The 25,083-nt window shown below is 64.7% G+C and carries 20 protein-coding genes; 8 read left to right on the top strand and 12 right to left on the bottom strand.

Going from position 1 to position 25,083, the window contains the following annotated elements:
- Nucleotides 1-7: 7 nt before the first annotated feature.
- On the bottom strand, nucleotides 8-1,078 hold the full coding sequence (locus tag ACTIFK_RS00460; RefSeq protein ID WP_439541071.1) for a hypothetical protein: 1,071 nt from the start codon (nucleotides 1,076-1,078) through the stop codon (nucleotides 8-10).
- Between the two features lie 248 nt (nucleotides 1,079-1,326).
- On the opposite strand from ACTIFK_RS00460, the gene recO reads away from it, so the two are divergent.
- Entirely contained in the window at nucleotides 1,327-2,076 is a 750-nt protein-coding gene (gene recO / locus ACTIFK_RS00455) for a DNA repair protein RecO (protein WP_439541070.1), read from the top strand.
- 20 nt (nucleotides 2,077-2,096) lie between these two features.
- Here recO and ACTIFK_RS00450 read toward each other — a convergent pair whose 3' ends face one another.
- The gene (locus tag ACTIFK_RS00450) at nucleotides 2,097-2,792 is read right to left on the bottom strand and encodes a CAP domain-containing protein (protein WP_439541069.1); all 696 of its coding nucleotides are present in this window, start codon (nucleotides 2,790-2,792) and stop codon (nucleotides 2,097-2,099) included.
- A gap of 239 nt (nucleotides 2,793-3,031) precedes the next feature.
- Here ACTIFK_RS00450 and parC point away from each other — a divergent pair, with 239 nt between their 5' ends.
- A complete protein-coding gene (gene parC, locus ACTIFK_RS00445) occupies nucleotides 3,032-5,284 on the top strand; it encodes a DNA topoisomerase IV subunit A (RefSeq protein WP_439541068.1) in 2,253 nt (750 codons plus the stop codon).
- A 229-nt stretch (nucleotides 5,285-5,513) separates the two neighbouring features.
- The gene (locus tag ACTIFK_RS00440) at nucleotides 5,514-6,104 is read left to right on the top strand and encodes a hypothetical protein (protein WP_439541067.1); all 591 of its coding nucleotides are present in this window, start codon (nucleotides 5,514-5,516) and stop codon (nucleotides 6,102-6,104) included.
- A gap of 32 nt (nucleotides 6,105-6,136) precedes the next feature.
- Here the strand turns inward: ACTIFK_RS00440 and ACTIFK_RS00435 are convergent, their stop codons facing one another.
- The 4 genes from ACTIFK_RS00435 to ACTIFK_RS00420 form a co-directional block, all read right to left on the bottom strand.
- Entirely contained in the window at nucleotides 6,137-6,895 is a 759-nt protein-coding gene (locus ACTIFK_RS00435) for an arginyltransferase (RefSeq protein WP_439541066.1), read from the bottom strand.
- A 208-nt stretch (nucleotides 6,896-7,103) separates the two neighbouring features.
- On the bottom strand, nucleotides 7,104-8,012 hold the full coding sequence (rimK, locus tag ACTIFK_RS00430) for a 30S ribosomal protein S6--L-glutamate ligase (RefSeq protein WP_439541065.1): 909 nt from the start codon (nucleotides 8,010-8,012) through the stop codon (nucleotides 7,104-7,106).
- A gap of 136 nt (nucleotides 8,013-8,148) precedes the next feature.
- A complete protein-coding gene (locus tag ACTIFK_RS00425) occupies nucleotides 8,149-8,433 on the bottom strand; it encodes a hypothetical protein (RefSeq protein WP_439541064.1) in 285 nt (94 codons plus the stop codon).
- Between the two features lie 113 nt (nucleotides 8,434-8,546).
- The gene (locus tag ACTIFK_RS00420; RefSeq protein ID WP_439541063.1) at nucleotides 8,547-8,792 is read right to left on the bottom strand and encodes a hypothetical protein; all 246 of its coding nucleotides are present in this window, start codon (nucleotides 8,790-8,792) and stop codon (nucleotides 8,547-8,549) included.
- A gap of 324 nt (nucleotides 8,793-9,116) precedes the next feature.
- On the opposite strand from ACTIFK_RS00420, the gene ACTIFK_RS00415 reads away from it, so the two are divergent.
- The 3 genes from ACTIFK_RS00415 to ACTIFK_RS00405 all read left to right on the top strand — a co-directional run bounded on the left by ACTIFK_RS00415 (nucleotide 9,117) and on the right by ACTIFK_RS00405 (nucleotide 11,555).
- Entirely contained in the window at nucleotides 9,117-10,223 is a 1,107-nt protein-coding gene (locus tag ACTIFK_RS00415) for a cytochrome-c peroxidase (RefSeq protein WP_439541062.1), read from the top strand.
- 261 nt (nucleotides 10,224-10,484) lie between these two features.
- The gene (locus ACTIFK_RS00410; RefSeq protein ID WP_439541061.1) at nucleotides 10,485-10,691 is read left to right on the top strand and encodes a hypothetical protein; all 207 of its coding nucleotides are present in this window, start codon (nucleotides 10,485-10,487) and stop codon (nucleotides 10,689-10,691) included.
- Nucleotides 10,692-11,060: 369 nt separating this feature from the next.
- Entirely contained in the window at nucleotides 11,061-11,555 is a 495-nt protein-coding gene (locus tag ACTIFK_RS00405; RefSeq protein ID WP_439541060.1) for a hypothetical protein, read from the top strand.
- Nucleotides 11,556-11,637: 82 nt separating this feature from the next.
- On the opposite strand, the gene ACTIFK_RS00400 is transcribed toward ACTIFK_RS00405, so the two are convergent.
- From ACTIFK_RS00400 to galU, 3 genes are all read right to left on the bottom strand, one after another.
- Entirely contained in the window at nucleotides 11,638-12,669 is a 1,032-nt protein-coding gene (locus ACTIFK_RS00400; RefSeq protein WP_439541059.1) for a peptidoglycan -binding protein, read from the bottom strand.
- A 96-nt stretch (nucleotides 12,670-12,765) separates the two neighbouring features.
- Nucleotides 12,766-13,824 (bottom strand): flagellar motor protein MotA, encoded by a 1,059-nt coding sequence (locus ACTIFK_RS00395; RefSeq protein WP_439541058.1) that lies wholly within the window; start codon nucleotides 13,822-13,824, stop codon nucleotides 12,766-12,768.
- 193 nt (nucleotides 13,825-14,017) lie between these two features.
- Nucleotides 14,018-14,902 carry a UTP--glucose-1-phosphate uridylyltransferase GalU gene (gene galU, locus ACTIFK_RS00390; protein WP_439541057.1) on the bottom strand — a complete coding sequence of 295 codons (885 nt, stop codon included), beginning with the start codon at nucleotides 14,900-14,902 and terminating at the stop codon, nucleotides 14,018-14,020.
- Between the two features lie 375 nt (nucleotides 14,903-15,277).
- On the opposite strand from galU, the gene ACTIFK_RS00385 reads away from it, so the two are divergent.
- Nucleotides 15,278-16,537 (top strand): lytic murein transglycosylase, encoded by a 1,260-nt coding sequence (locus tag ACTIFK_RS00385; RefSeq protein WP_439541056.1) that lies wholly within the window; start codon nucleotides 15,278-15,280, stop codon nucleotides 16,535-16,537.
- Nucleotides 16,538-16,584: 47 nt separating this feature from the next.
- Nucleotides 16,585-17,982: a DUF459 domain-containing protein gene (locus tag ACTIFK_RS00380; protein ID WP_439541055.1), complete on the top strand. Its 1,398-nt coding sequence runs from the start codon at nucleotides 16,585-16,587 to the stop codon at nucleotides 17,980-17,982.
- A gap of 18 nt (nucleotides 17,983-18,000) precedes the next feature.
- Here the strand turns inward: ACTIFK_RS00380 and ACTIFK_RS00375 are convergent, their stop codons facing one another.
- The 3 genes from ACTIFK_RS00375 to gltB form a co-directional block, all read right to left on the bottom strand.
- The gene (locus tag ACTIFK_RS00375) at nucleotides 18,001-18,387 is read right to left on the bottom strand and encodes an HPF/RaiA family ribosome-associated protein (RefSeq protein ID WP_439541054.1); all 387 of its coding nucleotides are present in this window, start codon (nucleotides 18,385-18,387) and stop codon (nucleotides 18,001-18,003) included.
- 227 nt (nucleotides 18,388-18,614) lie between these two features.
- Complete coding sequence (locus ACTIFK_RS00370; RefSeq protein WP_439541053.1) at nucleotides 18,615-20,054, bottom strand: glutamate synthase subunit beta; 1,440 nt, start codon at nucleotides 20,052-20,054, stop codon at nucleotides 18,615-18,617.
- A gap of 58 nt (nucleotides 20,055-20,112) precedes the next feature.
- Nucleotides 20,113-24,810 carry a glutamate synthase large subunit gene (gene gltB, locus ACTIFK_RS00365; protein ID WP_439541052.1) on the bottom strand — a complete coding sequence of 1,566 codons (4,698 nt, stop codon included), beginning with the start codon at nucleotides 24,808-24,810 and terminating at the stop codon, nucleotides 20,113-20,115.
- Nucleotides 24,811-25,083 lie beyond the last annotated feature (273 nt).

Raw genomic sequence — 25,083 nt, 5'->3', positions numbered from 1 at the left:
TCGCCGATCATGGGCCGTAAGTGCGCTCGCGGTCCGGAAACGTGCGTCGCCACTCCCGGCCCATGCGCGCTTGCCGATAGGCATCCGTGAACAGCGCGCGAATGAAGGATGGGTCGAACTCCGACGCCGGCTGAATGCTGAGGTGGGGGCGCGGCGACGCGATGCGCACGGCCGTCCCCCCGTCTTGCGCCACAGCAAAGAAATCGTAGGCCGGCACCACGAGGGGTGTTTCCCGCAGTGAGGGCAGGAGCGAGACCGCCCCGTTACGCGACGCCATATAGGTCTCGCCCTCGTCGGGGAAAAGCACGCCGTTGTGGATCAGATAGGCCGCCGCGTGCGGCCGCTGGATATTTTGCACAGCGAGAAAACGCTCGCCGGCTCCGATCTCGCGGAACGTAGGATTACGCTCCGTGAGCATGCCCGAGGCGTTGGGCACCGTTGCGGGATCGATCGCCGTCGTCAGATCGGCGGCGGCGAGCAGGATGCTGCGGATGGACGGCTGGGCCTGCGGATGCCGGCTCGCGGCGATCGCGCCGAGATCCCAGACGCTTTCTCTTCGCGCCGCCGATCCGGGCAGCGACACCAAAAGCCGGCCGCCGGCCTCGTGCTTGCGGGCAATTTTTTCGAGCGTTGCAGGATCGAGATAGCCAGCTGCTCTCTCGGCCATATCCTGGACGCTGCCGGCGCTGCAGGAGAAGATGTCTGCGATCTTGCGATCCTGCTCCTCACCAAGGAACGCGAGCGGCGCCACAAGCGCGCTCAGGCCCACCGCCGTGACGGTCGAAAATTCGGGCCTTTTGCCGGTCTCTCCCCATCCCACCAGGACGCCGGCGCCGTAAGCCGTCCTGAGATGGCCGTCGGAAAGAGCCAGCAGCCCAGGCCCGGCACGTGTCGCCAGTTTCTGGGAGGAGCGTTTTCCTTGGTTCTCGGCGACGTGGGCCATTTCCTCGATCGTGCGCGGCTGCGGTGCTTCCCAGCACGCATGCGCGGGCGCGGCGAGCGCGATCGAGATCGAAAGGCAGAGCGTCTGCGCCAAATGTCTCATGGGCGAGCGGCGGTATGTCGAGATCGCGATCACGATCAGGCTCCTGGCGCGAGATGGCTATTGTCAGGTAATTGGCCTAGGCTGGTCCCCGTCGAAGTGGTGCCTGACAAGAAGCTCTGCAAGAAGCCATTTTGGTGTCCCCGGCACCCGCAAGCACAACCCGAAAGAGGTCGTGCGGCCGATAACCCGTGTCGCTTGCAGACGCGGCGCCCAATGGATCGGGTCTCCAAACGCTTTTTGAAACCGCCGCCACGAGACGCCCCTTGGTCTAAACTCACCCCATGAACTGGTCCGACGAAGGTGTGATTCTCTCAGTCCGTCCCCACGGCGAAACCGCAGCCGTCGTGGAGGTGTTCACGCGCTCGCACGGCCGCCACCTCGGCCTCGTGCACGGCGGACGCTCGCGCCGCGCGCGCCCCGTGCTCCAGATCGGCAACCACGTCGATGTCACGTGGAAGGCGCGTCTCGCCGATCACCTCGGGCACATCAACGTCGAGCTGATCCGTGGCTACGCGGCCTCCGCCATGGAAGACCCCGCGGCGCTTGCCGGCCTCACCTCGCTGAGTGCGCTCGCCCGCCTGCTGCCCGAGCGCGATCCCCATCCCAATCTCTATGAGGTGACGTTGTTCGTGCTGGCCTACCTCGACGACGCGAGCGTTTGGCCGGCGCTGCTCGCCCGCTGGGAATTGGCGCTCCTCGATGAGTTGGGTTTCGGTCTCGATCTCACGCAATGCGCCGCGACCGGCATCAACGACGACTTGATCTATGTCTCACCGAAAAGCGGGCGCGCCGTGTCGGCTTCCGCCGGCGAGCCCTACCGCGACAAGCTCTTGGCCTTGCCGCCGTTTCTGCTGCCGGGCCGCAGGGCGCCGCTGGCGCCGGGCGACGTCGAAAAGAGCTTCGTGCTGACGGGCCATTTCCTCGAAACGCGCGTACTCGGCAGCCGCGAAGAGGTCATGCCCGAGCCGCGCGCGCGCATGCTCGCGCTGCTCAAGCGCATGGATGCGGACAGTCCCGCGATCAAATATTAGGTCTGTTCGAAGGCGATCTGTCAGCGGATGCGCTCGATCGGCGTGATTTCGATTTTTAGGCCGTTCTCGTCGTCCGGCTTGAGCCGGTACACGAGCCCGTCGAGCGCCTGATAGCGCATCGACAAGCGCCGCGCGCCGAAGGTATCGAACGAAATCTCGCCCGGATTGCACGCCGAATGCGTCATGGAATGCGACGGCTCGAGGTCGTGCGTTTCGCCGCCGAATGCGTACCCGATGCTGTCGCGCGTCGTGTTCGAAATCTGGAATTCGTAGCTGAGAGAGTGCGGGCGGCCGAACAGCTGCACCGAAATGAATTTCGGATTCTTGCCCGGCGCACGCGCCACGCCGACCCCGATGTCGGTCATATCGGGCGCGACGAGATTGGCCCGATGCGGCGGCGAGTTGATCCACCCTTCGACGGACTTCTGCGCCAGATCCCGGGATTCGAACCCGGCGCTGGACAGGTGCATGGACAGGTTCTCGCCCACCTGGCACCACGTGTAGCCGGCCGAAGTGATGCGGTCGCCGACGGCCCGCCCGTCCGCCGTGTGCGAAAACTGGCCGGACTTGGCGAGATAGGCGGCATACGCCCGCGCCGCCGCCTTGAGTTCGGGATTGGCCGTCAGCGCGCCGAGCTTTTGGCGGCCGCGGAACGTGTTCGTCAGGTCGATGATGGCGGCTTCGACGACCGGAGTATCGGGGAGGACGGCGGGCATGGATCTCTATGGCGGATTGCGACGGGCCGAGGACTTGCGACGGGCCGAGGATTGGGCCCAAGGATCAAGCGTGAGCACGGCAAAGGCAAGGCGGGGATGCCGCCGCGGCTAAGGAAAAACGGCTCGCGGCTGGCCCGGAGGACAACACGCCGCCTTTTCGCTGAGACAAATTGTGTGTTGGTGCAACTTGTTGCGCCCCAGCACTTGAGGGGAGGCGCGGGGAGACGTAACCAGACGGCATGACAGACAAACCGATTCTTCCGGGCCCCGGCCCGATCGAGCCCGTGCTGCTGAAGGATGCGCTCGAGGAGCGCTACCTGGCGTACGCGCTTTCGACCATCATGCACCGTGCGCTGCCGGACGTGCGCGACGGCCTGAAGCCCGTCCACCGGCGCATTCTTTTCGCCATGCGCGAGCTGGGCTTGGACCCGGACAAGGGCTACCGCAAGTGCGCCAAGATCGTCGGCGAGACGATGGGCAACTATCATCCGCACGGCAATCAGGCGATCTACGACGCCCTCGCGCGCCTCGCGCAGGATTTCGCTGTTCGCTATCCGCTCGTCGACGGGCAGGGCAACTTCGGCAACATCGACGGCGACAACCCCGCCGCCGATCGCTACACGGAAGCCCGTCTCACCACCGTGGCAGCGGAACTGCTCGACGGCATCGATGAGGACACCGTCGCCTTTCGTCCCAACTATGACGGGCGCGAGCAGGAGCCGACCGTTCTCCCTGCCGCCTTCCCCAACCTTCTGGCGAACGGCTCCGCTGGCATCGCGGTCGGCATGGCGACGAACATCCCGCCGCACAATGCCGACGAGCTGTGCACGGCGTTGCTGCACCTGATCAAGCACCCGAACGCGACGATCGAAAAGCTGGTCGAGATGATCCCAGGTCCGGACTTTCCGACCGGCGGCGTCCTCGTCGAGCCGCGTGATCAGATCCTCGAGGCGTATCGTACCGGACGCGGCGGCTTCCGCCTGCGCGCGCGCTGGGACAAGGAAGACACCGGGCGCGGCGGCTACCAGATCGTCGTCACCGAGATCCCCTATCAGGTCCAGAAGGCGAAGCTGATCGAGAAGATCGCCGAGCTGATGACGGAAAAGAAACTGCCGCTGCTGGGCGATATTCGCGACGAGTCGGACGAAAAGGTCCGCCTCATCCTGGAACCCAAGAGCCGCACCATCGACCCTGTGCTGCTGATGGAAAGCCTGTTCCGGTTGACCGAGCTTGAGATCCGCTTCGGTCTCAACATGAACGTGCTGTCCGCGGGCCAGATCCCGAACGTGCTGTCGCTCCGCGACGTGCTGCGCCAGTGGCTGGAGCATCGCATCGAGGTGCTCGTCCGCCGGTCGAACTATCGCCTGAAAAAGATCGAGCACCGCCTGGAAGTGCTCGACGGTTACCTGATCGCCTTCCTCAACCTCGACGAGGTGATCCGCATCGTCCGTTTCGAGGACGATCCGAAGGCGAAGCTGATCGCCCGCTTCAAGCTCACCGAGGTCCAGGCCGACGCCATCCTCAACTTGCGGCTCAAATCTTTGTCGCGGCTCGAAGAGGTTGAGATCAAGGCCGAGCACGACAAGCTCTCGAATGAGCGGCGCGACCTCAAGCAGCTCTTGAAATCCGACGAGCTGCAGTGGGAGCGCATCTCCGACGAGGTGCGCGCGACGCGCGAGCGCTACTCCAAGAAGACCGAGCTTGGCCGTCGCCGCACGAGCTTCGCCGACGCCCCCGAGGTCGACCTCGATCTCGAAGCCGCGCTGGCCGAGAAGGAGCCGATCACCATCATCCTGTCCGACAAGGGCTGGATCCGCGCCCTCAAGGGCCACCAGGACGATCTCTCGAAGCTGGAATTCAAGCAGGGCGACAGTCTGAAACGCGCCGTCAAGGCGCAAACGACCGACAAGCTCATTCTGTTCGCGACCAACGGTAAGTTCTTCACCCTCGAAGCGAGCCAGCTTCCGGGCGGGCGCGGACATGGCGAGCCCGTGCGCCTCATCGTCGATCTGGAGGAGAATCAGGACTTCACCGAATGCTTCGTGCACGCGCCCGGCCGCAAGCTGCTCGTCGCGAGCACGGGCGGATACGGCTTCATCGTGCCGGAGGACGAGGTCGTCGCCTCGACCCGCAAGGGCAAGCAGATCCTCAACGTTGCCCCGGGTGAAGAGGCGTGCGTCTGCATTCCGGTCGACGGCGATCACGTCGCGACCATGGGCGACAACCGCAAGATGCTGGTCTTCCCGCTCGATGAAGTGAACGAGATGGCCCGCGGCAAGGGCACGATCCTCCAGCGCATCAAGGACGGCGTACTGGCCGACGTGCGGGTCTTCAGCAAGAAGGAAGGCCTGACGTGGCTCGATCCCGCCGGGCGCACCTTCACCTTGGCATGGAGCGACCTGCGCGACTGGGTGGGGCAGCGCTCGCAGGCCGGGCGGATTGCACCCAAGGGCTTCCCGCGTTCCAACAAGTTCGGCCCCCCGTTCGGCTGAGAAGTTCGGCTGAGGACACCCGATCCCGAAAAGCCACGCCTCGGTCGGTCCGTGACGGAGTGAACTTGCGCCGCGCGGATCGCCCCGGTAGGACAGTCGAAGGGGGCATTGCAGCCTGAACGCGCGGACGCGGCGGCTGCCATGAAACGCGCCCCAATGAAGGGCCAGGGTGTTGAAGCGGGACGATAACCAGCGGGGAAGCCGCGCCGGACGGCGCGCGCGGGGCGTAATGGCCTGGGCAGTGCAGCTCCTGATGGCGCTCGCCGCTGCGTGCCTTGCCACCGTGACGGCTCAGGCGCAGGACCCTTCCCCCGCCGCGCAGGAACAAAAGCCCGCTCCCGCGGCTCAGGGAAATGAGCCCGCGAAACCACAGGACCCATTACCGGCCAGCCCCGAGGCAGCGCCACCCGCCGCGCCTGAGCAGGCTGCACCGTCAGCCACCCCGGACACGTGCGCCAAGTCGGAATTCGAAAGCGCCGTCGACGAAGCGGCCGAGAAACTGCGCGATCTCAACAACACTCATCGCCCGACCTTTCAGGCCAAGCTGCGTCAGCTCAAGGACAAGCGCGCCTGGAACAACGACCAGTTCCTGAAGGAGGCAGCGCCCTTCGTGAAGGACGACGAGATCACCGTCTTCGACGACAAGACGAACGAGCTGCTGGCTTCGATATCGAGCATGGGCCAGGAAGGCGCGAACGCGTCGGAGCCCAATTGCAAGATGCTGGCCGACCTGCGCAATCTGATGGGCGTCCTGGTCGAGACGCAGGGCGCGAAATGGGCCTACATGTTCCAGAAGCTCGACACTGAGCTCGCGAAGTAACAAGCTCGCGAAGGAGCGAAGGGTCGTCCGCTCTAGCGCCGCGGCTCCGCCACGCGCGTCCACCCGTTGGGGCCGAGGTGTTCCTGGGGCTGGTAGCGCGTCTTGTAGCTCATCTTGCGTGAGCCCTCGATCCAGTAGCCGAGATAGAGATACGGCAGCCCCAGCCGCCGCGCATAGTCGATGTGCTCGAGGATCATGTACGTGCCGAGGCTGCGCTCGTCCTCAAGCGGCTCGTAGAAGCTGTAGACCATCGAGATGCCGTCCGACAGCCGGTCGCAAAGCGCCACCGCCGCCAGCGGCCAGCCCTCCACATGCTCTTCGAGTGGGTTCTCCGGCCGCGCGCGATACTCGGTGAGGAAGGTGCGCACGACGCTGTCCTCGATCATCATCGCGTAGTCGAGCACGCTCATGTCGGCCATGCCGCCGTCCGAATGCCGGGCGTCGATGTAGCTGCGGAACAGGCTGAACTGCTCGGACGTCGGGATGGCCGAAACGCGCCGGCTCGTCAGGTCGCGGTTGCGTTCGATGGTACGCCGCATGGTGCGGGCGGGCTCGAAGTCGTCGACGAGAATGCGCACCGAGACGCAGGCGTGGCAGCCCTCGCAATAGGGCATGTAGGCAATGTTCTGGCTGCGCCGGAAACCGCCCTTCAAGAGATTGTCGATCAGCGCGAGAGGCTTTTCATGCGTGAGGTGGGTGAAAAGCTTGCGCTCCTGCCGTCCTGGCAGATAGGGGCAGGGCTGAGGCGTCGTGACGTAGAATTCGGGAAAATGCTTTTGCTGTTCCGTCATTCAGAATTCATCCTGCCTGCCGCCTGCGTGTTCGAGCCTGGCCTGAAACGCGGCGGTGGCGGCAACAGTTCAACCGGCTAACGGTATGCGGCACCGAAGCAGCCGGGCGTTGAGCCACCGAAGCAAAGGATAGTCGAGCACCCCGGTCTCAAGCAAGCGAGTCTCGATCAAGCCCCCCGCTCGCGGCCTGTCCCTGCAAGTCGTAGGTTCAACCCTTGAGCCCTTTGGTTTCCGTCTGCCCATGCGCGGCCGATTGCTCAATGAAACCGATGATTTCGCCCGCGACATCGGCGTTGGTCGCGCGTTCGATTCCCCGTAATCCCGGCGACGAGTTAACCTCGATGACCACCGGCCCGCGGTTGGAGCGGAGCATGTCGACGCCCGCGACATTGAGCCCGAGCACCGACGCGGCCCGGACGGCGATGTCGCGTTCCTCGTCGCTGATATGCGCCTCTTCCGCTTCCCCACCCCGATGCAGGTTGGAGCGGAATTCGCCCGCGCGCCCGACGCGCCGCATGGCCGCCACCACCCGTCCGCCGACGACGAGCGCGCGCACGTCGCTGCCTTCGGCCTCCGCGATGTATTCCTGCACGAGGATGTTGATGTTCGCGGCGCTGAAGGCTTCGACGATCGACTTGGCCGAAGCCTCGGTTTCCGCGAGGATCACGCCCATGCCCTGGGTGCCCTCGACGAGCTTGATCACCACGGGCGCGCCGCCCACCTCGTTGATGACGCTCTCGGCGTTCTTGGGTTTGTGTGCGAATGCCGTCACCGGCAGTCCGATGCCGGCGCGCGCGAGCAGCTGCAGCGCCCTCAGCTTGTCGCGCGACCGCCCGATGGCCACGCTTTCGTTGAGCGGGAACACCCCCTGCATTTCGAACTGCCGCAAGACGGCGAGCCCGTAATGCGTCACGGACGCTCCGATGCGCGGGATGACCGCATCGTAGAGCGGCAGCGTCTTGCCGCCGTAACGCAGAAGCGGCTGGTTCGACGTGATGTTCATGTGCACTTGCAGCGTGTTGATCACGTCGAGCGTGTGCCCGCGCGCCTGCGCGGCCTCGACGAGGCGCTGATGGGAGTAGAGACCCGCGTTGCGGGCCAGCATGGCGAGACGCATGGAGAAAAAGCCTGTTCGAGCGCCAGTGTTTGCGCAGACGTATCAGCGCGGATCGGTCGTCCTGCGTCTGATCGGTTGCAATGCGTGTATCACAGCCTCTGGAAATTGCGGAGGCAGGGCATCGTTGGTCCGATGCTCAATCCTTGTTCATCAGACCGGCGGCGGCCGGCGGCGGCTTGGAAGATCGCCGCGGCGGCGCCGATGGCACAGAGCGCCCGCCCGGTGCAGCGCCGGCGTCCGCATAAGACCCGCCCGCTTCGGACGGCGCGCGATCGAGGCTGGGGCCGGGCAGGGGCTGTGTTGTGTCGGGACGGTAGCCTGGCTCGCGCTCGCTCAGGGCTTTCAACCGCCCAACCTGATAGCCAGCGTAAAAAGCGCCCGCACCCACGATCACGACGAGAACCAGGTCATATGGGGACATCGTTGAAATCCCGGAGGCCATTGAAATATCGGACGGATGCTACCGCGCTTCCCAAGCGCTGGGAACCGTTAAACGGTGTGCGGCGGCCGATAGGGCAGGAGGCTTGCTAGGGGCTAGAGCCCGACCGGCAAAGGCTTCGCGGGCGCTGCAACGTCTGCGTTGGCGGGCGCGCTTGCGGCTTCCGCATCGAGCGTCGGATCGATCGAGGCATAGGTAAGCCAAGCCAAACCGCCCATGGCGACGAGCAAAATTGCGATCCCGAGCAACGACCGTCTGAGAAACCAGCCCAACGTGACCTGGCGCGCCGGGTGCACAGGAAGACCCTGCACGACTTGTGCGTCGCCACCGGTCGATGCCATGAACGTCCCCCATTGCGGCGGATCGGATATCCGACCGTCGCCAAAATCTTTTTGAAAGCCTGCAGAACCGGCCCTCACGGCCGCCCCGGCACTTCCCCATTTGACAGTATATACCATCTTGGATGAAAGAGCTTGGCCTCCGGGTCAAGCGACGATTGGTGATCCGCATCGTTCCGCGGCCGTGCGTGCTGCTCCGGCCACGGTGGTCTTGAGAGTGCGTCCGCAAACACGAGATATGACGGCCACAAATGAATTCTTGGTGCGCTGCCGACCTTGGCGACCGGCCGAAACCCGCCGGCATGTTTGCCGTGCAACAATGACGCAATGATGGAATTGGCGCCTTCTTCGAAAAGGTTGCTGGGTGGTGTCGCGCTCGCGCTCGCGTTCGCGGCGTTCCAGGCCGATGCCGAGCCCGTTCGGCAGACGCACGCCCCGGCCGGCGCAATAGGCGAAGCGGATGTGTCGCCGCCTGATCGGGCCGCCGTCTGGCGGGCGATCTTCGCCCGTCCCGCCGGGCCGGAGACGCCGGAGACCGTGACGGACGATCCGGCGAAAATCGCGCTCGGCTACGATCTCTTTCGCGATACGCGCCTCTCGGGCGGCGGCGCGACGTCCTGCGCGAGCTGTCACGACCCCGCCCGCGCCTTCACGGACGGCCGCCGCACAGGGCTCGGACCGGCAGGGGCGGGACTGCCGCGCAACGTGCCGTCTCTCTACAATCTGGCCTGGGCGTCGAGCTTCTTTTGGGATGGGCGCGCCGAAACGCTGGCCGATCAGGCGCGCGGACCGATCCTGGCCGAGAACGAGATGTTCGGACATTTCCCCACCATCGCCGATCGCCTCGAGCGCGACGCGGCGATGAAATCGCGCTTTGAAGCTGTGTTTCCGGCATCCACGCGCATTGCGGAGGCGGACATCGTCGACGCGTTGGCCGCCTACGAACGGTCTCTCGTTTCGCCCGCGACGCGCTTCGACAGTTGGGTTGCCGGCAATGACAGCGCGCTCGACGAGCAGGAACTGCGCGGCTTTGAAATCTTCGTCGGCAAGGGAGGCTGCGTCTCATGCCACGGCGGGTGGCGCTTCACCGACAACGGCTTCCACGACGTCGGCGTGCCTGGAGCGGACCTTGGGCGCGGCGCGCTCGAAGGACCGATGAAGGGCCTACCCCAATTCAAGACGCCATCGCTACGGGAAGCGGTGCACACGGCCCCCTATATGCACGACGGCTCGCTTGCGACGTTGCTGGATGTCGTCGGCCACTACGCCGGCGGTCATGTGAAGCGGCCGTCGCTCGCGCCGACCTTGGTGACCGATCTCACCCTCGATCCTGAGGAGAGGGAGGCTCTGGTGGCGTTCCTGAAAACGCTGTCCAGCGAGCGTGGCCCTGGTGCTGCACCGCCTGAGACATCTCGCCCCGTGCTCAACAAATGAGCTGATAGGCAAGTCCGATCAAACGCGGCGGCATCGAAAAAATCCAAACAAGTCCGAGGGGATTTGAGGTGAAGTCTGCAAACGGCCCCTAGATGCCAAAACAACTCAGCATAAAACATTAGCACATACTGCTTAGCTTTGTTTCTTGTGCGGAACCTGATTCGCCGCCTAGCGTTGGTACAAATAAAAAAACAAAAGGGACGATGCGCCTCGAGGGTTTGGACCGCCAAAAGCGGATAACCTGATTGCTTGAGGTCGCAAATGCTGGAGCTCGTCGTCTCGGTCTGCCTCTTGGAAGATCATTCCCGCTGCAAGGATGTCAGCCTGACCTACATGGCTGAAAGCATGACGCCGATGCAGTGCATGATGGCCAGCCCCTCCGAAATCGCCAAATGGGCCGAAGGCCATCCGAAGTGGTTCGCCAAGAAGTGGTCGTGCCGTCCTGCCGGACGCGTCGCAAAGATCTGACGGGCATCATTCAGCTTTCACACCGCAACCACGGCGATGCACTATTCGCCAGCCGCATTTCATCCGCGGTGTTAGAGCGTTTCACGAAAGACGGCGACGGGCGAAAACTTCTGCCCAAAGAATTGAAGAGTTTTAGATCGCAAGATCAAAGTTGCTGAACACGGCGCGCGCCGTTCCTCGTCCTTACGGTCCGGCATCCGGCCTCGGAAGCCCGGCCACGATCCTCGCCCCGGCCCGCGAAAACGCAGCGGCCGAAATAGGCGCACACACAACCCAACATCCGCAATTTTCGATCCGTGCACGTCGATCCCGTCGACGTCCGCCGCGAACCCAGGCAGAGTGGATCGCCGCCTCTTGGGAGACACGATCATGCGCCTCGCCATCGCTTTATCGCTTTGCCTGTTCGCCCTCGCGCCGGTGCTCGGTCATGCGCCCGCGTTCGCAGGCGACATCCATCAGCCGCCGAAAGGATCGGAGCTGCGCGCCAGCATTCTCGATGCCGCCCGCCCCACCTTCGAAACCGAGATCGGCGGTCCCATCGAGTTCGTCGTGACCAAGATGAATGTGATGGACGCGTGGGCGTTCGGCGACGTGAAGCTTCAGCGGCCGGGCGGCGCGCCCATCGATTGGAGCGCGACAAAGTTTGCCGAGGACTATGCGCAGGGGATGTTCGACCCCGAGCACAATCTGTTCCTGCTGGCGGAAGGCGGCGACGGTTGGTCGCTGGTCGAGTACGCCATCGGCCCGACCGACGTGGCGTGGGACTGGTGGCGCCAGCAGCACAACATCCCGGCCGAACTGTTCGGCGCCTCGTCGGCGGACTTTCCGCCCGTCGCGTCCCCGCGCCCGCGCTCCGGCAATTGACACGGCCAAACACCGGCAGCACGCCTACTGCCTACTGCCTACTGCCTACTGCCTACTGCCTACTGCCTACTGCCTACTGCCCCTACTTGTTCGTCAGCTTGAGTTCGATGCGGCGGTTGCGCCGAAGGCTGACCTCGTCCACGCCGGATTCGAGCGGCTGAAACTCGCCGTGGCCCGCCGCGACGAGGTTCGCGGCCGGTACGCCTCGGCTGACCAGGTATTTCACGACCGCCACGGCGCGCGCCGTCGACAGCTCCCAGTTGGAAGGGAACTGCGCGCTTGCGATCGGGCGGATGTCGGTATGGCCATCCACCTGCAACGCCCACCCGAGTTCCGGCGGAATGGTCTTGGCGAGATCGACGATGGCGATGGCGAGCTGATCCATGGCGCCAAGACCTTCGGGCGTCAGCGTCGCCTGGCCTGAGGGGAACAGCACTTCGGATTCGAACACGAACCGGTCGCCGACGACGCGGATGTCCTTGCGGTCCTTGAGGAGCTCACGCAGCCGGCCGAAGAAATCCGACCGGTAGCGCTGCAGCTCCTGCACCTGCCGCGCGAGCGCTGCGTTGAGCCGGGCGCCGAGATCCTTGATGCGATCCTGGCTATCCTTGTCCTTCGTTTCGGACGCTTCCAGCGCGTCGTTGAGGGCCGCGAGCTGCCGGCGGAGTGCGAGCATCTGCTGGTTCAGCAGATCGACCTTCGCCAGCGCTTCGTTGGAAATGTTCTTTTGCGCTTCGAGATCGGCCGACAGCGTTTGGATGCGCCCTTCGGCGGCCTTCGCCTTCTCGTCGCCGGTCAGCGCGAAGCCGGAAAGCTTCTGATGCTCGGTCTTGAGGTCGGCCAGTGTTGACTGAAGCGCAGAAAGTTCGTCAGCGGATGACCGCGACTTGCCCTTTTCGAGCGAAAGGAGATTGGTGAGTTCTGAAATCTGTCGCGTGAGCCGCTGCAGCGCGGTGTCCTTGCCGCTCGCTTCCTGTGTTGCGTAGTACTGCGAGACCATGAAGATCGACATCAGGAAGGTCACGACCAGAAGCAGCGTGGAGAGCACGTCCACGTAGGCCGGCCAGAACTCGCCGTACTCGCTTCCGCCGCGCTTTGAACGCCCGCGCGCCATGCCTAGTGCCCCACGATGTTAATGACGTGCCCCACGATGTTAATGACGCGCCCCGCGACGTTAATGAGGTGCCCCACGAAATTATTGAGCATCACGCTAGCCCTTCTTGAGCATGTTCTGCGCCAGTTCGCGCAGCACGCTCGTCACTTCCGTCTGCTGGGACGCCTGCTCGTCGACCCACTCGCGCACCACCTTTTGCTCGGCGCGCATCTGGTTCACGAGCTGGTTCACGCCGCGCGCGAGATCGCGCACCTCCTCCGGACCTCCACCGAGGCTGCTGCCGGGTGGAGAGGAGGGAAGGAATGCGGAACCGCCGCCTTTGAGGCGCTCGCCCAGATCCTCGACGGCCCGCTGCATCTCGAACACGGCCGCGAGCAGTTGGCGGCTCGCCTGTTCGTTGGCGCTGGACGTGCCGGGCGTCAATTCGGTGATGCCCGACAGCCATTCTTCCAGTTCGTTGTAAAAGCGATTGTGCGCATGGCTGGCCTGCAGCTCAAGGAAGCCGAGTATGAGCGATCCGGAAAGGCCCAGCAGCGACGACGAAAACGCCGTGCCCATGCCCTTGAGCGGCGCGGCCAGACCGGCTTTGAGTTCGTCGAAGACGGCGACGGACTCTCCGCCGCCCGTATTCAGCGTGGCGATGACGCCGCCGACGGACTGGATGGTTTCCAGAAGGCCCCAGAACGTACCGAGCAGGCCCAGGAAGACGAGCAGGCCGACCATGTAGCGGCCCGTGTCGCGCGCTTCGTCTAGTCGGGACCCGATGCTGTCCATGATCGTGCGCATTGAAACGGTCGAAAGCGAAAGCGCGCCGGTCCGGTCTCGCAGCATCGTCGCCATGGGGGCGAGCAGCACCGGCTGGTGCGTTCCCGCAATGCCGGGATCCGAGATGCGGAATGCGTTGACGAAGCGAATTTCCGGATAGAGACGGATGACCTGCCGGAAGGCGTAGATGATGCCGAGCGCGAGTACCCCGATGATCAGGGCGTTGAGGCCGGGGTTGGCCATCAGGGAGACCGTGAGCTGCTCGTGCAGAATGGCGACCAGAAACGCCACCAGCGTCAGAAACACCAGCATGCGGACCAGGAACAGGCCGGGCGGCTTGAGCGTCTTGTGCATCGGCCCCCCGGCCGGGTCGTTACGCTTTCGTGCCATTCCAGGTCTCCGCCATGCACCGAGATGAACGCTCCCAGGGTCGTGCGGCCTGAGAGGGTCGTGCGGCCTGGGATTTCGCGGCCCGACCTTAGCCGAACCCAATGTCACCGAAAACCGGCAACATCGTGCTCTGAGGCCCGGAATCCGGCCGATTTTTGGGCGCGGGCCCGGCCGGCCGCGGAATGATCCCGGTTCAGAGCATTTCCTTGATGGCGCGGCGCAGGTCGGCGGCCAGGTCCTCGCGTTCGAGGCCGTAGGCGACATTGGCCAGCAGGAAGCCGATTTTCGACCCGCAGTCGTAGATGGTGCCGTCGAAGCGGACGGCATGGAACGGGTTCTTCTTGGAAGCGCTGAGGGTAATCATGGCATCGGTGAGCTGAATCTCCCCGCCCGCGCCCGCCTCCTGCTTGGCCAGCAGCGGAAAAATGTCGGGATCGAGAATGTAGCGGCCGGTGATGTGCAGGTTCGAAGGCGCGGTGCCCTTCGGCGGCTTTTCGACCATCGTGGTGATGCGGCTCACCTTGGCCTCGCGGTCTTCGACGCCGACGATGCCGTACTGGTGCGTCTGGTCGTCCGGCACCGGAGAGACGGCGACGAAGTTACCGCCGCCGGTTTCAGCGTAGGCGTCGACCATCTCCTGCAGGCACGGCGTCGCGCCATGATGCAGCATATCCGGCAGCAAAAGTGCGAACGGCTCGTCGCCGACGAGATCGCGCGCGCACCACACGGCATGACCGAGCCCGCGCGGCGCCTGCTGGCGCGTGAAGCTCGTCTGGCCCGCGCCCGGCAGCTCCGACAGCAGCTCCTGAAGCTCCTTCGTCTTCTTCTTGCCCGCAAGCGTCGCTTCGAGTTCAAACTGATGGTCGAAGTGATCCTCGATGCACGCTTTGCCGCGTCCGGTGACGAAGATGAAATGCTCGATGCCCGCCGCGCGCGCTTCGTTCACGACATGCTGGATGACGGGCTTGTCGACGACCGTCAGCATCTCCTTTGGCACGGCCTTCGTCGCCGGCAGAAAACGGGTGCCGAGACCGGCAACTGGAAACACGGCTTTGCGAATGCGCTTGGCTTTGGACATCAGGCACCGGGTTGTGGGGGAAGATCGGCTTGGGAAAGATCGCAGGCGCCGAAGGTGGTGGCGCCTGTTGAGCGGGATAGAACGTGGACTATATCCGATCTGCCGGGGGCAACGGGCAAGAGCCAAAAAGAGCAATCGCGCACCCGCCGGACTTGGAATTCCAAACCGGATGTCCAGAGGACACAATGTTGAGACCTTGCAAAGGGTTCCCGGCATCCCGGCGTACCCACCATCGCCCGATGCCCAAGGCGCCGGGTCGTAAAAAAACCCCGAATCGAGGGCACCCAGGTCGATCGTCCGGGAGCACGCGCGCGTGAAAAGCGTTAGAAGACCATCGGCCGAAGTTTTTCGGCCAGTCAGGAAGCATGAGTGCGCATGATCCCTCGTTTATCTCCGTCCTTGGCCGCCATCCTCATTGTGCTCGTCGCCGGATTGGCCGGCGCACCCGCGTCGGCCCGCGCTGATGCCAAGCTCGACGCGTGGCTCGCGGCGCTGTGGCCCGAAGCGGAAGCGGCCGGCGTGTCACGCAAGACCTTCGACACGGCCATGCGCGGCTTTACTCCGGATCTGAAGCTGCCGGATCTCGACCTGCCGGGACGGCCCGAGAACGATGCGCGTGGCCAGGCCGAGTTCACGCGCGCGCCCTCCGAATATCTCGACCGCGCTTATCTGATGCGCCTCGCGGCCACCGGCAAGGAACTCGCCGCCAAGCACAAGGCGACCCTCGAAAAGATCGAACGCGACCTCGGCGTGGACCGGTATTCCGTGCTCGCCATCTGGGGCCGCGAAACTGCCTTCGGCAGTCACAAGCTTCCGCATGATGCGATCAACGTCGTTGCCACGCAGGCCTACCTTGGCCGCCGCAAGGACATGTTCCGCATCGAGCTGATCGCGGCGCTGCGCATGCTCGAATCCGGCATCCCGCGCGCTCAGATGCGCGCCTCCTGGGCGGGCGCCATGGGCCTGACGCAGTTCATGCCGAGCGAGTTCTTCAAGCACGCGCACGACCTCGACGGCGACGGTAAGATGGACATTTGGAATTCGGTGCCGGACGCGCTCGCCTCGGCCGCCAGCCAGCTCAAGGGCAAGGGGTGGGTCGCGGGACAGACGTGGGGCTACGAGGTGGTCCTGACCCCGCAGGCCGACTGCGGCCATGAAGGCCCCACCCAGGCGCGCACCATTGCCGATTGGGCCAAGCTCGGGCTCAAGCGCGCCAACGGCAAGCCCTGGACGGCCGAACAGCTTGCACTCGAAGCCTACATGATGAGCCCGGCCGGCGGTTACGGCCCGTCGTTCCTCGTGCTCGAAAACTACAAGGTCATTCGCCGCTACAACATGTCGGACCTTTATGCGGTGTTCGTCGGCCATCTGGCGGATCGCATCGCGGGCGGCGGCGATTTCGTCACGCCATGGGGCGGAACCGCGCCGCAGAAGACGGCCAACATCGTCGAAATCCAGGAGCGGCTCGGCCCGCTGGGCTACGAGGTCGAGAAAGTGGACGGCAAGGTCGGCTCGAACACGCGCAAGGTCATCGGCCTCTACGAGCGCGCCAACAATCTGAAGGTTGACTGTTGGCCGTCCGATGCCGTTCTTAACCACATCCGCAAGGTCGGCGTTCGCGAGTCGCGCAGGTAGCCCCGCCCGATACGCAGCCGATCGATGAGAGCAACAGCCGGGGCGATATGCTCGCGCGTTTGGGTCTGCCGCTGATAGCTGTGATCGCGTGCCTTTGGGCCGCGGCGCTGCCGGCTGGCGCGCAGGAGGATGCGGCCGGCGGAAGCTTCATCACGCCGTTTCCGCCGGGCGATACCTACAACCTGACAATGATCGGCGACGACCTTGCCGAAGGCCTGCTCGCCGGCGCGCGCGAAATCTTCCAGAAGGACCCGCGCCTCGTCATCGGAACGCACCTCGCGGTCAACGGCCTGATGCGCAGCGACTACGCCGAAAAGCTCGTCGATCTCGAGGACAAGTTGAAAGTGGCGCCGCCCCAGATCGCCATCGTGATGATGGGCGCCTGGGATCGCGTCTCCGTGCGCCACGCGTCGGGCAAGCGCCTGATGGTCGGCACCGACGCCTGGCGGCAGGAATACGCCGCGCGCGCCGATCGCCTACTCAAGATCCTGCGTAAGTTCAACATCGCCGTCTATTGGCTCGGCCTGCCCAACGTGCGCCGCTACGATGCCAACGAGGACGTGCAGATGATGAACAACATGCTGCGCGAGCGCGCCTACCTCAATGGCGCGAAGTATATCGACACCTATGCGGGTTTCGCCGACGAGAATGGCGGCTACAGCGCCTACGGTCCGGACGTCACGGGCAAGATCCGCCTGCTGCGCTCGGGTGACGGCGTCTACTTCACCTATGAAGGCAACCGCAAGCTCGCCTACTTCGTCGATCGCGAACTGCGCCGCGACATTACGCAGGCCCGCGCCGACCGCGCCGTTCCTCTCGACGGCGCCGAAGCGGACCAGGCCAAGATCAATCCCGGCAGTGTGAAGCTGACAGGCCCCGCCGTTCCGAAGAGCCCGCAGGCGCCAGCCGCGGGCGACGTGGTCTCCGCCGCCAAGGCGAAAGAGGCCGTCCCTTCTGGTGTAGGCGACCAGAAGGCCGACAACGGCAAGATCAATCTGCGCATCGTGAGTGAAGGCGGACGGGAGGAAATCGTCGCGCTCGACATCGTGCGCCCCGCGATCCCGGCGTCCGTCATCGCTCTCGTGACGCGGCGTGAAAGCGCCGATCGCCCCTCGCAACTCGGCGAGTCGATCGTCGATCAGATCTCCGGCGGCTTGACCGTCATGAGCACGGTGGCGCTCGCCACCAGCGGCGGCGCGGCGAACAACCGTCGCGCGCTCGCGCCGTCTCAATCGCCGTATTTCCGGGTGCTGTTCAAGGGTGAGCGCCTACAGCCCAAGCCCGGCCGCGCCGACGACTCGAGATGGCCGCGACCGGCTCCGCCGCCTGAGCAGGCTTATGTCCCGAGCGCCGATCCGCTCGAAACCGGCGCAACGCCGGATCCGGACGGCAAGGATGCCGCCGGCAAGCCGGACGAACGCAAACCCGGCCGGCGCAAAAACTGAAGCGCCGGCCTTTGCGGCTTACTCCTCGAGTTCGGTGAGTTTCACGGGACGGCGGCGGCTGCGCTCCGCGCGCGAGGCGCCGTTCTTCTTGTCGACCAGATCGTCCAGACGCCGGTCTGCGGCATCGAACGCATCGCGCAGCGCGATCTTCAGATCTTCCTGCGCCTGACCGACCGGCGCTTCGTGCGTCACGATCAGCGGCGCGGCGCCCGGAATGCCGATATCGATCTTGATCTCGTACGTTTTACCCTTGTGGGAGTGCTTATGCGGCGCGGCCACGACGACCCGGCAGTGCGTCATGCGATCGAAATGCTTTTCGAGTCGCGCGGCCCTTTCGGCGATTTTGGCTTCGATCGCCGTGCTTTTATCCAAACCCTTGAACGAGATCTCGAGCGGAGTATCCATTTGATTTCCCACGTTGGTTGGTGTCGACCCCCTTAAGCACCTGGGGATCGTCCCGCACACGATCAAGGGTACCGGCAAACGAATCCGGCCTTGCCCGCGATGCGGGGGAAACCATCGTAACATCGGATACGCCGACGCGTCCCACTTTGAAATGACGATAACGCGCGGTTCGCCGATGGGCCAAACCGCGCGTTAATACAGTCTTCCAGAGATGCGGAACAAATGGATCAGCGAGGAAGCGTCGTCGTGCCCATCAGGAACTTGTCGATGGAACTCGCGGCCTGGCGCCCCTCGCGGATCGCCCAGACCACCAGCGACTGCCCGCGGCGAACGTCACCGGCGGCGAACACCTTGCCGCTCCCCGGCAACTTGTAGTCGCGCTCATTGGCGTCGACGCCCTTGAAGCGGCCGCGCGCGACTGCTTCGAGCCCGAGGCCGCTCAAGACGCCGCCGTCTGTCGGACCCGAGAAGCCCATCGCGAACAGCACGAGATCGGCGTCGAGTGAAGCGTCAGAACCGGGCACCGGCGCCATCTTGCCGTCGACCTGCACGTAGTTAAGCTTCTTGACCTTGCCGCCTTCGCCCGAGAATCCCGTCGTCGAAACGGAATACTCGACGTCGGCGCCCTCGGCCTGGGATGACGACACGCGCAGCTTCAGCGGCCAGTTCGGCCACGAGAGCGCCTTGTCCTCGCGTACCGGCGGCTTCGGCATGATTTCAAGCTGCGTGACGGACTTCGCGCCCTGGCGGAACGACGTGCCGATGCAGTCGGAGCCGGTGTCGCCGCCGCCGATGACGATCACGTGCTTGCCCTTGGCCGAGATCTCCTTCGTGCCGGGAAGCTGCGGCTCACCCGCGTTGCGGCGGTTCTGCTGCGTCAGGAAATCCATCGCGTAGTGGATGCCGTCGAGGTCGCGGCCCGGCGATTTGGCGAAGAAGTCGAATGGAGCTTCCGAGCCCATGGCGAGCAGCACGGCGTCGTGCTTGTCCTCGAGCTCGCGCGCCGTCACGTCGCGGCCGACGGTGACGTTGCAATGGAACACGACGCCCTCGGCCTCCATCTGGGCCTGCCTGCGCGCGATGAGATGCTTTTCCATCTTGAAGTCGGGAATGCCGTACACGAGCAGTCCGCCCGGACGCGCGTTCTTCTCGTAGACGTGCACGTCATGGCCTGCGCGCGCGAGCTGTTGGGCGGCAGCGAGACCCGCCGGACCCGAGCCGATGATGGCGACGGACTTGCCCGTCTTCACGTCGGGCACCTGCGGCGTCACCCAGCCGGCTTCGAAGGCGCGATCGGCGATCGAGTATTCGATCGTCTTGATGGTCACCGGCACGTCGTCGATGTTGAGCGTGCACGCGGCTTCGCACGGCGCCGGGCACACGCGCCCAGTGACTTCCGGGAAGTTGTTCGTCGAGTGCAGGTTATCCGCCGCCGTCTTCCAGTCGCCCGTGTAGACGAGATCGTTCCAGTCCGGGATCTGGTTGTTGACCGGGCAGCCGTTGTGACAATACGGAATGCCGCAGTCCATGCAGCGGGCGGCCTGCGTTTTGACCTCCGGCTCGGACAGCGGCACGACGAACTCGTGCCAATGCTTCACGCGCGCGTCGGCCGGCTCGTACTTGCGATCCGCGCGCTCGAACTCCAGAAACCCGGTCGGTTTTCCCATCGTCTAATCTTCTTTCGATTGTCCCCTCTCCCGCAGATCGGGGAGAAGGGCAGTCCCCTTAAGCTTGCACCCGCTCGGCCGCTGCGGCCTTGGCCTTGGCCAATTCCGTGAGCGCGCGCTTGTACTCGAACGGCATGACCTTCTTGAACTTGCGCACCGAGCCCGCCCAGTCGGCCAGGATCGTCTGGGCCTTCGTGGAATTGGTGTAGTGCGCATGCCGCACGATCAAGGCATGCAGCCGCTCGAGATCCTGCTCGCGCATGTCGACCATCAGCTCGGAGAGCTGGCGCGTTGCCTCGCTGGAGCTCTTGGCGAGCTTGTCGATCAGAGCGGCGTCGAGCGCGAGCGGCTCGATCTCCACCATTTCTTTGTTGAGGCGCGCTTCGAGTTCGCCCGCTTCGTCGAGCACGTAGGCGACGCCGCCCGACATGCCGGCCGCGAAGTTGCGGCCCGTCGGACCCAGCACAACCACGCAGCCGCCCGTCATGTACTCGCAGCCGTGATCGCCCGTGCCCTCGACCACCGCATAGGCGCCCGAGTTGCGCACGGCGAAGCGCTCGCCGGCCACGCCGCGGAAGTAGCACTCGCCCGTGATCGCGCCGTACATCACCGTATTGCCGACGATGATGCTCTCCTCGGGCACGATCCCCGAGAGTGCGTTCGGCCGCACGATGATCTTGCCGCCGGACAGGCCCTTGCCGACGTAGTCGTTGCCTTCGCCCACGAGATCGAGCGTCAGGCCGCGCGCGGCCCAGGCGCCGAAGCTCTGGCCTGCGGTGCCCTTCATGGTGAGCCAGATCGTGTCTTCCGGCAGACCCGCGTGTCCGTAGCGCTTGGCGATCTGGCCCGAGAGCATGGTGCCGGCCGTACGGTCGGTGTTCTTGATCTTGAACTCGGCCTTCACGGGCTTCTTCGCGTCGAGCGCGGGCAGTGCGGTCTTGATCAGCTGGTTGTCGAGCACCTTCTCGAGGCCGTGATCCTGCGCCTCGCAATGATAGATCGCCACGCCCTTGCCGGCGTTCGGCTTGTGGAACACCTTGTCGAAGTCGAGCCCGCGCGCCTTCCAGTGATGGTTCGCGCGATCCTTGTTCAGCCAGTCTGTCTGGCCGACCATGTCCTCGAGCTTACGATAGCCCATGGCGGCCATCATCTCGCGCACTTCCTCGGCAACGAAGAAGAAGAAGTTGATGACGTGCTCTGGCTGGCCCGTGAAGCGCGCGCGCAGCACCGGGTCCTGCGTCGCGACGCCGACCGGGCACGTGTTGAGATGGCACTTGCGCATCATGATGCAGCCGGCCGCGATCAGCGGCGCGGTCGCGAATCCGAACTCGTCCGCGCCGAGCAGCGCGCCGACGATCACGTCGCGCCCGGTGCGCAGGCCGCCGTCGACCTGCACGGCGATGCGGCCGCGCAGACGGTTGATGACCAGCGTCTGGTGCGTTTCGGCGAGACCGATTTCCCACGGGCTGCCGGCATGCTTGAGCGACGTCAGCGGCGAAGCGCCGGTGCCGCCCTCGTAGCCGGAGATGGTGACGTGATCCGCGCGCGCCTTGGCAACGCCGGCGGCAACGGTGCCGACGCCGACCTCGGACACGAGCTTCACCGACACGAGACCGTCGGGGTTTGTGTTCTTGAGGTCGAAGATGAGCTGCGCCAGGTCTTCGATCGAATAAATGTCGTGATGCGGCGGCGGCGAGATCAGGCCCACGCCCGGCGTCGAATGACGCACGCGTGCGATGGTCTCGTCCACCTTGTGGCCGGGCAGCTGTCCGCCCTCGCCGGGCTTTGCGCCCTGCGCCATCTTGATCTGCATCATGTCCGAGTTGACGAGGTATTCTGTCGTCACGCCGAACCGGCCCGAGGCGATCTGCTTGATGGCCGAACGCATGCTGTCGCCGTTCGGCAGCGGCTTGAACCGGTCTGATTCCTCGCCGCCTTCGCCGGTGTTGGACTTGCCGCCGATGCGGTTCATGGCGATGGCGAGCGTGGTGTGCGCCTCGCGCGAGATCGAGCCGAAGCTCATCGCGCCGGTGGCAAAACGCTTGACGAGTTCAGTCGCGGGCTCGACCTCCTCGATCGGCACGGGCGCGCGCCCCATGCTCTCCGCCGAGCGGATGCGGAACATGCCGCGGATGGTCAGCAGTTGCTCGGACTGAGCGTCGATGGCGCGCGCGTAGTCGCGATACTTCTGCGGCACCTTGCCGGCCATGGCGTCGGCGTTGTCGGTCGAGCGCACGGCGTGCTGGAGATCCGCGACGACGGCTGGGCGCCATACATGCGCTTCGCCGCGCACGCGATAGGCGTAGTCGCCGCCGACGTCGAGCGCATTAGCGAGCACAGGAGAATCGCCGAACGCCGCGGCATGGCGGTCGAACGTCTCGCGCGCGATCTCGCGCAGCCCGACGCCTTCGACCGGCGTATGCGTACCGGTGAAATACTTCCGGACGAACGTCGACCTCAACCCGACGGCGTCGAAGATCTGCGCGCCGCAGTAGGACTGGTAGGTGGAGATGCCCATCTTGGCCATCACCTTCAGCAGCGCCTTGCCGATGGCCTTGATGTACTTCTTCTGCACGTCCTCGGGCGTCAGGTTGGCGCCGAGGCTGGGCGCCATCACCGTCAGCGTGTCGAACGCGAGGTAGGGATTGATGGCTTCCGCGCCGTACCCGGCGAGCGTGCAGAACTGATGCACCTCGTGCGCTTCGCCCGTCTCGACGACGAGGCCGACCGACGTGCGCAGGCCCTGGCGGATAAGATGATGGTGCACGGCCGACGTCGCGAGCAGCGCCGGGATCGGAATCCGGTCCGGCCCCGCGCGGCGGTCGGAGAGAATGATGATGTTGTAGTCGTTCGAGCGCACGGCCTCTTCGGCCTCGGCGCAGATGACATCCACGGCCGACGCCATGCCGCCGGGCCCCTTCTCGACCGGATAGGTGATGTCGATCGTGATCGAGGCGAAGTGATTGTCGCGCACCTCGCCGATCTGGCGGATCCGCTCCAGATCCTGGTTGCTCAGGATCGGCTGGAGCACCTCGAGACGCTTCACCTTCGAGGTGCCTTCGAGATCGAGAATGTTCGGCCGCGGCCCGATGAACGAGACGAGGCTCATCACCAGCTCTTCGCGGATGCTGTCGATCGGCGGGTTCGTCACCTGCGCGAAGTTCTGCTTGAAATAGGTGTGCAGCAGCTTGGGCTTCGACGACATGGCCGAGATCGGCGTGTCGTTGCCCATCGAGCCGATAGCTTCCTCACCCCGCGCGCCCATCGGCGTCATGAGGAACTTGAGGCTTTCCTGCGTGTAGCCGAAGGCTTGCTGGAGATCGAGCAGCGACGCGTCATTGCGCGACATCGGCCCCTTCTTCACCGTCAGCGGCAAATCGGAAACCATGATCTGCGTGCGCTTCACCCAAGTCTCGTAGGGATTCTTGGAGCTGATCTCGGCCTTCAGCTCTTCGTCCGAGACGATGCAGCCCTTTTCGAGATCGATCAGCAGCATCTTGCCCGGCTGCAGACGCCACTTCTTGATGATGTCCTCTTCCGGCACGGTGATGACGCCCGCTTCCGAGCTCATGATCACCATGCTGTCTTTGGTCACGATGTAGCGGGCAGGGCGCAGGCCGTTGCGGTCGAGCGTCGCGCCGATCTGGCGCCCGTCCGTGAACGCCATCGCGGCGGGGCCGTCCCACGGCTCCATGAGGCAGGCGTGATACTCGTAGAAGGCGCGCCGCTTGGAGTCCATCTGCGGGTTGCCGGCCCACGCCTCGGGGATCAGCATCATGGCGGCATGCGCCAGGCTGTAGCCGCCCATGGTCAGGAACTCGAGGGCGTTGTCGAAGCAGGCGGTGTCGGACTGGCCTTCGTACGAGATCGGCCACAGCTTGTTGATGTCGCCGCCGAACAGTGGCGAGGACACCGACGCCTGGCGCGCCGCCATCCAGTTGACGTTGCCGCGCAGCGTGTTGATCTCGCCGTTGTGGGCGACCATGCGATAGGGATGGGCGAGCTTCCACGACGGGAACGTGTTGGTCGAGAAGCGTTGATGCACGAGCGCCATCGCCGAGACGACACGCGCGTCGGAGAGATCCTTGTAGTACTCGCCCACCTGATAGGAGAGGAACATCCCCTTGTAGACGACCGTCCGCGACGACAGGCTGACGGTATAATGACCGACGTCACGGCCCTTGTAGGTATTGTGGATCGCGTTCGAGACGATCTTGCGCACGATATAGAGGCGGCGCTCGAACTCGTCCTCGCTGATGCCGGCCGGCCGCCCAATGAACACCTGCCGATGGACCGGTTCCGTGGCGCGTACGAGTTCGGAGAGACACGAGTTGTCGACCGGCACGTTGCGCCAGCCGATCAGGGGAAGGCCTTCGTCCCGGAGCACGCGCTCCCAGGCGCGCACGCCATGCGCGTTCAAGCGCTCGTCCTGCGGCGTGAAGAGCTGGCCGACCGCATACTGGAGCGGCTCCGGCAGCGCGATGCCGATCTTGGCGCATTCCTCCTTGAAGAACGCGTGCGGAATCTGGATCAGCATGCCCGCGCCGTCGCCCGCCAGCGGGTCGGCGCCAACGGCGCCACGGTGCTCGAGATTGCACAGCATGCTAAGGGCGTCGGAAATGACGCGATGCGATTTTTCGCCTTTCAGGTTGGCGATGAAGCCCACGCCACAGGCATCACGCTCGAAGCTGGGGTCGAACAGACCCTGGGCTTGGGGACGCTCATAGGTGCCATGAAATGGCATGTCGTTGGTCATGGGGTGGTCCTCGGGTGTCAACGCCGGCAATCGCGATGCCGGTTTCGTAACGTATCGCCGTAAGGCAAGTCCGCCGCAGTCGTGTGTCGGCGAGGTGGTCTAAGCCGCTCGCGCCAAAGCCGGAGGCGCCGAACGATGGCCTGCGCGAAGCAAGCTCGACCCGGAATCGGGCGGGCATCCACTCACGAGACGTGGCAGCTGTGCGACCACCGCAATCAATCTCCGCGACGGATTGGGGCTACGCGCAGTCCGCTGCCCAACCAATATCTCACC

The organism is Hyphomicrobium sp. (genome assembly GCF_051860585.1).
Lineage (GTDB): Bacteria > Pseudomonadota > Alphaproteobacteria > Rhizobiales > Hyphomicrobiaceae > Hyphomicrobium_C.
Note: the sequence above shows the minus strand (reverse complement) of the source record. Positions and strands in the feature narration are given on the sequence as shown.